Annotated in this window: 2 protein-coding genes; both read left to right on the forward strand. The window is 75.9% G+C overall.

What is annotated here, in order from left to right:
* The first annotated feature begins 13 nt into the window (after window positions 1–13).
* Complete coding sequence (locus ACZ5NJ_RS19710) at window positions 14–10,648, forward strand: type I polyketide synthase (protein ID WP_468766309.1); 10,635 nt, start codon at window positions 14–16, stop codon at window positions 10,646–10,648.
* Window positions 10,649–10,678: 30 nt separating this feature from the next.
* Window positions 10,679–11,455 carry an arylamine N-acetyltransferase gene (locus tag ACZ5NJ_RS19715; protein ID WP_468766310.1) on the forward strand — a complete coding sequence of 259 codons (777 nt, stop codon included), beginning with the start codon at window positions 10,679–10,681 and terminating at the stop codon, window positions 11,453–11,455.
* Window positions 11,456–11,479: the final 24 nt, after the last annotated feature.

An 11,479-nucleotide genomic window follows, 5' to 3' on the forward strand; every position in this document is an offset into this window, starting at 1 on the left:
GGAATCGAAAAGAATGGCCACGGACGAAAAACTCCTCCAGTACCTCAAGCGGGTCACGGCCGAGTTGCACACCCTGAAGAAGCAGGGGTCGAACCACGCCGGCGAGCCGATCGCCATCGTGGGCATGGCCTGCCGCCTGCCGGGCGGCGTGGCGGGCCCGGAGGACCTGTGGCAGCTGGTGTCCGAGGGCCGGGACGCGGTCTCCGGGTTCCCCGAGGACCGCGGCTGGGAGCTGGAGGGCCTCTTCCACCCCGACCCCGACCACCCCGGCACCTCGTACACCGACCAGGGCGGATTCCTCCAGGGCGCCGGCCTGTTCGACGCCGGGTTCTTCGGGATCTCCCCGCGCGAGGCCCTCGCCATGGACCCGCAGCAGCGGCTCCTGCTGGAGACCTCCTGGGAGGCACTGGAGGGCGCCGGCATCGACCCCGTCTCCCTCAAGGGCACCGACGTCGGTGTGTTCTCCGGCCTGTGCAGCCAGGGCTACGGCACCGGAGCCGGGGCCATCGCCCCGGAGCTGGAGAGCTTCACCGGGACGGGCGTGGCGCCCAGCGTGGCCTCGGGCCGGGTGTCGTACGTGTTCGGCTTCGAGGGGCCCGCGGTGTCGGTGGACACGGCCTGCTCCTCCTCCCTGGTCGCCATCCACCTCGCCGCGCAGGCGCTGCGCCAGGGCGAGTGCTCCGTGGCCCTCGCCGGCGGCGCGATGGTGATGTCGACGCCCGGCACCTTCGTCGCCTTCTCCCGGCAGCGGGGCATGGCCACCGACGGGCGCTGCAAGGCGTTCGCGGACGGCGCCAACGGCATGGGCCTGGCCGAGGGCGCCGGCGTCGTGGTGCTGGAACGGCTGTCCGTGGCCCGCGAGAAGGGGCACAAGGTGCTCGCCGTGCTGCGCGGCAGCGCCGTCAACCAGGACGGCGCCTCCAACGGCCTGACCGCCCCCAACGGCCCCTCCCAGCAGCGGGTGATCCGCAAGGCGCTGGCCGGCGCCGGACTGGTCTCGGCGGACGTCGACGTCGTCGAGGCGCACGGCACGGGCACCGCCCTCGGCGACCCGATCGAGGCCCAGGCCGTCCTGGCCACCTACGGGCAGGGCCGCGACCCGGAGCGGCCGCTGTGGCTCGGCTCCCTCAAGTCCAACATCGGGCACACGCAGGCCGCCGCCGGCGTCGCCAGCGTCATCAAGATGGTGCAGGCCCTGCGCCACGGCGTGATGCCGCCCACCCTGCACGTCGAACGGCCCACCACCGAGGTGGACTGGACGGCGGGCGCGGTGGAACTGCTTACCGAGGCCCGGGAGTGGCCGCGCGACGGCCGGCCGCGCCGGGCGGGCGTCTCCTCGTTCGGCATCAGCGGCACCAACGCCCACCTGATCCTGGAGGAGGCCCCCGCCGAGGAGGCCCCGGCCGGAGCCGGGGCGGAGCCCGACCCGGTGCCCGCCGGAATGGTCCCGCTGGTGGTCTCGGCGCGCACCCCCGGGTCCCTGGCCGGGCAGGCCGCGCGGCTGGCCTCGTACCTCGAGGACGCCGACGGGGTGGCGCCGGCGGAGGTGGGCCGGGCGCTGCTGTCCGAGCGGGCGCTCTTCGCCGAACGCGCCGTCGTCCTGGCCGGCTCCGCGCCCGAGGCGGTGGCCCGGCTGGAGGCGCTGGCCCGCGGGGAGGGCGCGGCCGGTGTCGTGACCGGCGCCGCCACCGGGCCGGCCCGGACCGTGTGGGTGTTCCCCGGCCAGGGCTCGCAGCGCGTGGGGATGGGCCGGGAACTGTACGAACGCCACCCGGTGTTCGCCGAGGCTTTCGACGCGGCCTGCGAGCAGCTCGACGACGCCCTCGCCGGCCGGGTCGACCACCCGGTCCGGGACGTGGTCCTCGGCCGGGCGCCCGGCGCCGGCGCGCTCCTCGACCAGACCGTGTACACCCAGGCGGGCCTGTTCGCCGTGGAGAGCGCCCTGTTCCGGCTGCTGGAGTCCTGGGGGCTGCGCCCGGACGCGGTCATCGGCCACTCGGTGGGTGAGATCACCGCCGCCCACGCGGCCGGCGCGCTCACCCTGCCCGACGCGGCCCGCCTGGTCGCGGCCCGCGGCCGGCTGATGCAGGCACTGCCCCCGGGCGGTGCGATGGTCGCCGTGGCCGCCGGCGAGGAGGAGGCCGCCGCGCTGCTCGGGGACGGCGTCGAGCTCGCGGCCGTCAACGGCCCGGACTCGGTGGTGCTCTCCGGCGAGGAGGACGCCGTGCTCGCCGCGGCCGCCGTGCTGCGCGGACGCGGCCGCAAGACGAAGCGGCTGGCCGTCTCGCACGCGTTCCACTCCGCCCGGATGGAGCCCATGCTGGACGGGTTCGCCGCCGAACTGGCCGGTGTGGCCTGGCAGGAACCGGCCGTCCCGGTGGTCTCGAACGTCACCGGCCGGTTCGCCGGCCCCGGCGAGCTCGCCGACCCGCAGTACTGGGCCGGGCACGTCCGCCGGCCCGTACGGTTCGCCGAGGGGATCGCGGCCGCCGTGGAGTCCGGGGCCACCCTGTTCCTGGAAGTCGGCCCGGGCGCCGCCCTGACCGGACTGGTCGAGGAGAGCGCCGCCGCCGCGGGCGCCGGAACGGTGACGGCCGTCGCCGCCCTGCGCGACGGCCGCCCCGAGGAGCAGACGCTGCTGGCGTCCGTGGCCGAACTGTTCGTCCGCGGCGCGGCCGTCGACTGGAGCGCGGTGCTGCCGCCGTCCGCGGCGTCCGGACGGGTGGACCTGCCGACGTACGCCTTCGACCACCGGCACTACTGGCTGAAGGAAGCGGCCGCCGCGACCGACGCCGTCGCGCTCGGCCAGGCGGCGGCCGACCACCCCATGCTCGGCGCGGTCGTCCGGCTGCCCCAGCTGGACGGGCTCGTCTTCACCTCCCGGCTGTCGCTGCGCACCCACCCCTGGCTCGCCGACCACGCCGTCGGCGGGGTCGTCCTCGTCCCCGGCACCGGGCTCGTCGAGCTGGCCGTACGGGCCGGCGACGAGACCGGGTGCGGGGTGCTGGAGGAGCTCGTCATCGAGGCGCCGCTGGTGGTCCCCGACCGCGGCGGGGTCCGCGTCCAGGTCGCCGTCGGCGCGCCGGGCGCGAACGGCTCGCGCACCGTGGAGATCCACTCCCTGCGCGAGGACGCGGACGACGAGGACGCGTGGACGCGGCACGCCACCGGCACCCTGTCCGCCGCCGCCCGGCGGGGCGGCAGCGGGTTCGACTTCGCCGCCTGGCCGCCCGCCGGCGCCCGGCCGGTCGAGGTCGGCGACTTCTACGAGGGGCTCGCCGGCCGCGGCTACGGGTACGGGCCCGCGTTCCAGGGCCTGCGGGCGGTGTGGCGGCGCGGCGAGGAGCTCTTCGGCGAGGTCGCCCTGCCCGAGGAGCAGCGCAAGGACGCCGACCGCTTCGGCCTCCACCCCGCACTGCTGGACGCCGCCCTGCACACCGGGATGTTCGCCGCCCCGGCGGACGCACCGGCCGACGAGGACGGGGCGGCCGGGGAGGCGGTGCTGCCGTTCGCGTGGAACGGGCTGGAGCTGCGCGCCTCGGGCGCCTCGGTGCTGCGCGTGCGGCTCGTGCCCGGCGGGCCCGGCGCCGTGTCCCTGGAAGCCGCCGACGAGACCGGCGGCCTGGTGGTGACCCTGGACTCGCTGGTGTCCCGCCCCGTCTCCGCCGAGCAGCTCGGCGCCGCCGCCGCACCGGCCGTCACCGACGCGCTGTTCGAGGTGGAATGGGCCCCGCTCACCCCGGCCGAGGGGGCCGTGGCCGAGCCGGAGTGGGCGCCCGTGGCCACCGCCGAGGACGTGGCGGCGCTGGAGCGCGGCGGCCCGGTGCCGGCCGTCGCGCTGCTGGAGGCCGTCGGCGACGAGGACTCCGTCCTCGCCCTGACCTCCCGGGTGCTGGGCGTCGTCCAGGCCTGGCTGGCCGGTACGGGCCTGGACGAGTCCCGGCTCGTCGTGGCGACCCGGGGCGCGGTGCCCGCCGGCGACGGCGCGGTGGCCGACCCCGCGGGAGCGGCGGTGTGGGGCCTGGTGCGCGCCGCCCAGGTGGAGAACCCGGACCGGATCGTCCTGATCGACACCGACCCCGCCTCCGAGGCGGGAGCCCAGCCGGTGCTGGGCGCCGTCCTGGCCGGCGGGGAGCCGCAGGTCGCGGTCCGGGCCGGCGCGCTCTCCGCGCCCCGGCTCGCCCGGACGGCCGCCCAGGTCCCCGACGTCCCCGCCGTGTTCGCGGCCGGCGGCACCGTCCTGGTCACCGGCGGTACCGGCTCGCTCGGCGCCCTCGTGGCCCGGCACCTGGTCGCCCGGCACGGCGTACGGCACCTGCTGCTGGCCAGCCGCCGCGGCCCGGCCGCCGAGGGCGCGCAGGCCCTGGTGGCGGAGCTGACCGGGCAGGGCGCCACCGTCTCGGTGGTGGCCTGCGACGTCTCCGACCGCGAGCAGGCGCAGGCGCTGCTGGCGTCCGTACCGGCCGGGCACCCGCTGACCGGCGTCGTGCACACGGCCGGTGTGCTCGACGACGGGGTCATCGGGGCGCTGACCCCGGAGCGGCTGGCCGGGGTGTTCGCCCCCAAGGTCGACGCGGTCCGGCACCTGGACGGGCTGACCCGGGGCCTCGGCCTCGCCGCCTTCGTGGTGTTCTCCTCCGCCTCCGGCGTGTTCGGATCCGCCGGCCAGGGCAACTACGCGGCCGCCAACGCCTTCCTCGACGGGCTGATGGCCCACCGCCGGGCCGCCGGGGAACACGGCCTGTCGCTCGCCTGGGGCCTGTGGGAGCAGACCTCCGGCATGACCGCCGACCTGAGCGCCGTCGACCAGGCGCGAATGAGCCGCGGCGGCGCGCTGGCCATCTCCGCGGCCGAGGGCATGGAGCTCTTCGACGCCGCCCTGGTGGCGGAGCGTGCCCTGCTCGTGCCGATCAAGCTGGACCTGCGCGGGGCGCGGTCCGGCGCCGCGGCCGGTGGCGGCGTCCCGCACCTGCTGCGCGGCCTGGTCCGCTCCGGCCGGCAGCAGGCCCGGGCGCAGTCCGCCGGGGACGGCGGGCTGGTCCGCCGGCTCGCCGGGCTCGGCGAGGAGGAGCGCGAGGCCCTCCTGCTGGACCTGGTGCGCGCCGAGGCCGCCGTCGTCCTCGGCCACACCGGGCCGGGCGGCGTGCGGGCCGACATGGCGTTCAAGGACGCCGGGTTCGACTCCCTCACCTCCGTCGAGCTCCGCAACCGGATGCGCGAGGCGACCGGCCTGAAGCTCCCGGCCACACTGGTCTTCGACTACCCGACCCCGCTGGCCCTCGCCGGCTACCTGCGCGAGGAGTTCGCCGACGCGACGGCGGCCGGCACCCCGGCGCCGGCCGTGGCGGCCGCCGCCGTGGACCCGGACGAGCCGATCGCCATCGTGGGGATGGCCTGCCGGCTGCCCGGCGGGGTCGCCGGCCCCGAGGACCTGTGGCGACTGGTGTCCGAGGGCCGCGAGGGCATGTCCTCCTTCCCCGACGACCGGGGCTGGGACCTGGACGGCCTGTTCGACCCCGACCCCGACAGCACGGGCACCTCGTACGTCGGCCAGGGCGGCTTCGTCCACGGCGCGGGGCTCTTCGACCCGGCGTTCTTCGGGATCTCCCCGCGCGAGGCCCTCGCCATGGACCCCCAGCAGCGGCTGCTGCTGGAGACCTCCTGGGAAGCCCTCGAACGGGTCGGCCTCGACCCGTTCTCGCTGAAGGGCACCGACGTCGGCGTGTTCGCCGGCGTGTCCAGCCAGGGATACGGGGCCGGCGTGGCCGCCCCGGAACTGGAGGGCTTCGCCAGCACGGGCACGGCGGCGAGCGTGGCCTCCGGCCGCGTGTCGTACGTGTTCGGCTTCGAGGGCCCGGCGGTCACCGTCGACACGGCCTGCTCCTCGTCCCTGGTCGCCATGCACCTGGCCGCGCAGTCGCTGCGCCAGGGCGAGTGCTCCATGGCCCTCGCCGGCGGCGCGACGGTCATGGCGACCCCGGTCTCCTTCGTGGAGTTCTCGCGCCAGCGGGGCCTCGCCGGTGACGGCCGCTGCAAGGCGTACGCGGACGGCGCGGACGGCACCGGCTGGGCCGAGGGCGTGGGCCTGGTGGTGCTGGAGCGCCTCTCGGTGGCGCGCGAGCGCGGGCACCGGGTGCTGGCGGTGCTGCGCGGCAGCGCCGTCAACCAGGACGGCGCTTCGAACGGCCTGACCGCCCCCAACGGCCCGTCCCAGCAGCGGGTCATCCGCAAGGCCCTGCACAGCGCCGGGCTGGGGGCGTCCGAGGTGGACGTCGTCGAGGGCCACGGCACGGGCACGGCGCTGGGCGACCCGATCGAGGCCCAGGCGCTCCTCGCCACGTACGGCAAGGGCCGGGACCCGGAGCGTCCGCTGTGGCTGGGCTCCCTGAAGTCCAACATCGGGCACACGCAGGCCGCCGCGGGCGTCGCCAGCGTCATCAAGATGGTGCAGTCGATGCGCCACGGCATCATGCCGCCGACCCTGCACGTGGACGCCCCGACGCGGCAGGTGGACTGGTCCGAGGGAGCCATCGAGCTGCTCACCGAGGCCCGGGAGTGGCCGCGCGACGGCCGGCCGCGCCGGGCGGGCGTGTCCTCGTTCGGCATCAGCGGCACGAACGCCCACCTGATCCTGGAGGAGGCCCCGGCCGAAGCCCGCGAGGAGGCCGCGGAGCCGGTTTCCGCGCCCGGTGGTGTCGTGCCGCTGGTGGTGTCGGCACGCAGCGCCGCCTCCCTGGCCGGTCAGGCCGAGCGGCTGGCGGGGTTCCTGGAGGACGCCGAGGGGGTGTCCCTGGCCGGGGTGGCCGGGGCGCTCGTCTCCGGGCGTGCCGTCTTCGGCGAGCGGGCGGTCGTCACGGCCGGCTCCGCCGAGGAGGCCCTCTTCGGGCTGCGGGCACTGGCCCGCGGCGAGGAAGCCGCCGGGGTCGTGACCGGCAGCGTGGGCCCGGCGGCGCCGGGCAGGGCCGTGTGGGTGTTCCCCGGGCAGGGCTCGCAGTGGGCCGGTATGGGCCGTGAACTGCTGGACTCCTCGCCGGTGTTCGCGGCGCGGATCGCCGAATGTGCCGCCGCGCTGGAGCCGTGGGTCGACTGGTCGCTGGTCGACGTGCTGCGGGGTGAGGCCGCGCCGGAGGTGCTGGAGCGGGTGGACGTGATCCAGCCGGCGAGCTTCGCGCTGATGGTGGGTCTCGCGGCCGTCTGGTCCTCGGTCGGGGTCCGCCCCGACGCGGTCGTCGGGCACTCCCAGGGCGAGATCGCCGCCGCGTGCGTCTCCGGCGCCCTGTCGCTGGAGGACGCGGCCCGGGTGGTGGCCCTGCGCAGCCGGGCCATCGCCGAGAAGCTCGCCGGCCGGGGCGGAATGGCCTCGGTGGCGCTGAGCGCGGACGAAGCGGTCGCGAAGTTGGAGCGGTGGGCGGACCGGGTCGAGGTGGCCGCGGTCAACAGCCCGTCGTCCGTGGTGATCGCCGGTGACGCCGAAGCGCTGGACGAGGCGTTGGATGCGCTGGCCTTCGAAGGCGTCCGGGTCCGCCGGGTCGCCGTGGACTACGCGTCCCACAGCCGGCATGTCGAGGCCATCGAGGGCACGCTCGCCGAGGCCCTCGCCGGGGTCGCGGCGAAGGCGCCCGAGGTGCCGTTCTACTCCACCGTCACCGGGAGTTGGGTGACGGAGGCCGATGTCCTGGACGGCGGCTACTGGTACCGCAACCTGCGCGGACAGGTCGACTTCGGCCCGGCCGTGGCCGAACTGGCCTCGCAAGGACACGGGGTGTTCCTGGAGGTCAGCGCCCATCCGGTGCTCATGCAGCCGATCGCGGAGACCGTCGACGGCCTCGACACCGACCTGGTCGTGACCGGCTCCCTGCGCCGTGAGGACGGCGGCCTCCGCCGCCTGCTGACCTCCATGGCCGAGCTGTTCGCCGGGGGAGTGGCCGTGGAATGGGCCGAGGTCCTGCCCGCGACGCCGGACTCCGTGCGCCCGGACCTCCCGACGTACGCCTTCGACCACCGGCACTTCTGGATCCAGGCCGCCGAACCGGCCACCGACGCGGCCTCCCTGGGCCTCGCCGGGGTCGAACACCCGCTGCTCGGCGCGGTGGTCCAGCTGCCGCAGAACGACGGGCTGCTCTGCACCTCGCGGCTGTCCCTGCGCACGCACGCCTGGCTCGCCGACCACGCGGTCGACGGAGTCGTCATCGTCCCCGGCACCGGCCTGGTCGAACTGGCCGTACGGGCGGGCGACGAGGCCGGCTGCGAGCTGCTGGAGGAGCTCGTGATCGAGGCGCCGCTCGTGGTGCCCGCCCAGGGCGGGGTCCAGGTGCAGGTCGCCGTCGGCGGCCCCGGCGACGCCGGTGCGCGCACCGTGGAGATCTACTCCCGCCGCGAGGGCGGCACCGACGGTGACGGCTGGACGCGCCACGCCTCCGGCACGCTGTCGGCCGCCGCCGCACCGGGCGGCCGCCGCGGCAGCGGGTTCGACTTCGCCGCCTGGCCGCCGGCCGGCGCGGAACCCGTCGACATCAGCGGCGGCTACGAGGCCATCGCCGGCGTCGGATACGGGTACGGGCCGGCGTTCCGGGCCGTACGGGCGGTGTGGCGGCGCGGCGAGGAGCTCTTCGCCGAGGTCGCCCTCCCCGAGGAGCACCGCGCGGAAGCCGGCCGGTACGGCATCCACCCGGCGCTGCTGGACGCCGCCCTGCACTCGCCCCTGCTGAACGGCGCGGCGCAGCCCCCGTCGGCCGGGGGCGAGGACCAGGAGCTGCGGCTGCCGTTCGCGTGGAACGGGCTGGCCCTGCACGCCGCCGGGGCACCGGCGCTGCGCGTCCGTCTCTTCCAGCCGGAGCCCCAGGCACTGGCCCTGGAGGCGGCGGACCGGACCGGCCGGCTCGTGGTGACCCTGGACTCCCTCGTCTCCCGGGTGGTGTCCACCGAGCAGCTGGAGACGGCCGCGGGTACGGCCCTCCCCGCCAACCCGCTGTTCCGGGTCGAGTGGACCGGGCTGCCCCGGACGCCGGCCGGCGGGCCCGCCCCCTCGTGGGTGCCGGTGGCCACCGCGGAGGAGGTGGCGACCCTGGCCGACGACGTGATCGAAGGCCGCACGCCCGCCCCGGCGCTGGCCGTCCTGGAGGCCGTCACCGGCGCCGCCCCGCTCCCCGCGGGTGAGGACCCGGTGCTGCACCTGGCCGACCGGGTGCTGGAGGTGGTCCAGTGCTGGCTGGCCGGGGCCGGGCTGGAGGAGTCGCGGCTGCTGGTCGTGACCCGGGGCGCGGTGCCCGCCGCCGGCGAGGCGACCGTGACCGACCCGGCCGGCTCGGCGGTGTGGGGCCTGGTGCGGGCCGCGCAGGCGGAGAACCCGGACCGGATCGTCCTGCTGGACACCGACCCCGGCGCCGACGGCGGTACGGAAGCGGTGCTGGAGTCCGTACTGGCCTGCGGCGAGCCGCAGGTCGCGGTCCGCGGGGCGGCCCTGCTGGTGCCGCGCCTGGCCCGCGCCGCCGGGCCGGTGGCGCAGGCTCCCGCGGTCTTCGCCCCGGAGGGCACCGTCCTGGTCTCGGGCGCCGGTTCGCTGGGCGCGCTCGCGGCCCGGCACCTGGTCGCCCGGCACGGGGTACGGCACCTGCTGCTGGCCAGCCGCCGGGGCCCGCAGGCCGAAGGGGTCCGGGAGCTCGTCGCCGAGCTGACGGCCGAGGGCGCCGACGTCACCGTGGCGGCCTGCGACCTCTCCGACCGCGCGCAGGTCGCGGACCTGCTGGCGTCCGTGCCCGCCGGGCACCCGCTCACCGGGGTCGTGCACACCGCGGGCGTCACGGACGACGGGGTGATCGGCATGCTGACCCCCGAGCGGCTGGCCCGGGTGTTCGCGCCGAAGGTGGACGCGGTACGGCACCTGGACGAGCTGACGCGGGGCCTGGACCTGGACGCGTTCGTCGTCTACTCCTCGGTCTCCGCCGTCTTCATGGGCGCCGGCAGCGGCAGCTACGCCGCCGCCAACGCCTTCCTCGACGGTCTGATGGACCAGCGCCGGGCCGCCGGCCTGCCGGGCCTCTCCCTGGCCTGGGGCCTGTGGGACCAGACCGGCGCGGGCATGGCGGCCGGCACCGACGACGTCGTCAAGGCCCGGCTCAACCGGCGCGGCGGCCTGACGGCGCTGACCCCGGCGGAGGGCATGGAACTCTTCGACGCCGCCCTCGCCTCCGGTCAGGCACAGCTGGTGCCCGCCAAGCTGGACCTGCGGGGGCTCCGCGGCGGGGCCGCGGCGGGCGGCGGCGTACCGCACATGCTGCGCGGGCTGGTCAAGGCCGGCCGCCGGCAGGCACACGCCGCGGCGGGCGCCGAGGAGGGCCGGCGACTGCCCGAGCGGCTGGCCGCACTGCCCGCCGCCGAGCAGCGGAAGGCGCTGCTCGACCTGGTGCGGGCGCAGGTGGCCGCCGTCCTGGGATACAGCGCGAACCACCACTTCGACGCCGACCAGGGGCTGTTCGAGATCGGCTTCGACTCCCTCACCGCCATCGAGCTCCGCAACCGGCTCCGCACCCTCGCGGAACGGAAGCTCTCTCCCAACCTGGTGTTCGACCACCCGACGCCCGGACTGCTCGCCGGATACCTGCACGAGCTGCTGTGCGGCGCACAGGCCGCCGTTCCCCTGGCCGTCTGAGGCCCGAACGTCCGAAAGAAGGTCAACGACATGTTCGACGTGGGCAGGTACCTGCGGCGGATCGGCTGCGCAGGAGAAACCGGAGTGGACATCGCCACCCTGCGCAAACTCCACAAGCACCACCTCATGGCGATTCCGTACAACGGCGTCACCGGGAACTACGACGACGGCGTGAACCTCGTCGACATCGACGAGGACGCCCTCTTCGAAACGACCGTCATGAACGGTCAGGGCGGCACCTGTTTCCAGTTGAACCGCCTTTTCTTCCGTCTCCTGCGCGAACTCGGATACGAGGTTACGCTGATGGCGGCCCGGACCGCGGAAGGGGCCGAGGCATTCGCGCTCGATGTCGAGCACATGTTCAGTCGCGTCGCGCTGGACGGGCAGGAATGGCTCGTGGACGTTGGATATCCTGGGCCTTCCTACATCGAGCCGCTGCTGGTCACCGACGCGGTGCAGACCCAGCACCGGTGCCAGTACCGGCTGGTCGACCGCGGGAACGAGATCGCCCTCCAGCGCCGCGGAGCCGTCACCCGGTGGAGCCTCGTCTACACCTTCACGATGGAATCCCGTCAGTGGAGCGACTGGAAGGAAATAGAGGACCTCCTCCGGGAGATCCTCGCGGAGGAAAGGCCGGGGGACGGCCGCGAAATCCTGTGCGGCCGGAGTTTCGAGAACGGCCAGGCCGTACTCAAGGGGCGCCGCTATCTGACGATCCGTGACGGCCGCGAGCAGGCCCACACCATCACGGACGACAACGAGCACCGGGCGCTGATCGACAGCATCCTCTCCGGTGGACCCGGCTGATCCGCCCCGTTCGCCGACTTCCGT

The sequence above is a fragment of the Streptomyces sp. NPDC032091 genome (assembly GCF_055580265.1).

Bases quoted from the DNA above. Each gene is read 5' to 3' on its own strand.
- ACZ5NJ_RS19710 (WP_468766309.1), top strand. From the start codon at position 14: ATGGCCACGGACGAAAAACTCCTCCAGTACCTCAAGCGGGTCACGGCC.
- ACZ5NJ_RS19715 (WP_468766310.1), top strand. From the start codon at position 10,679: ATGTTCGACGTGGGCAGGTACCTGCGGCGGATCGGCTGCGCAGGAGAA.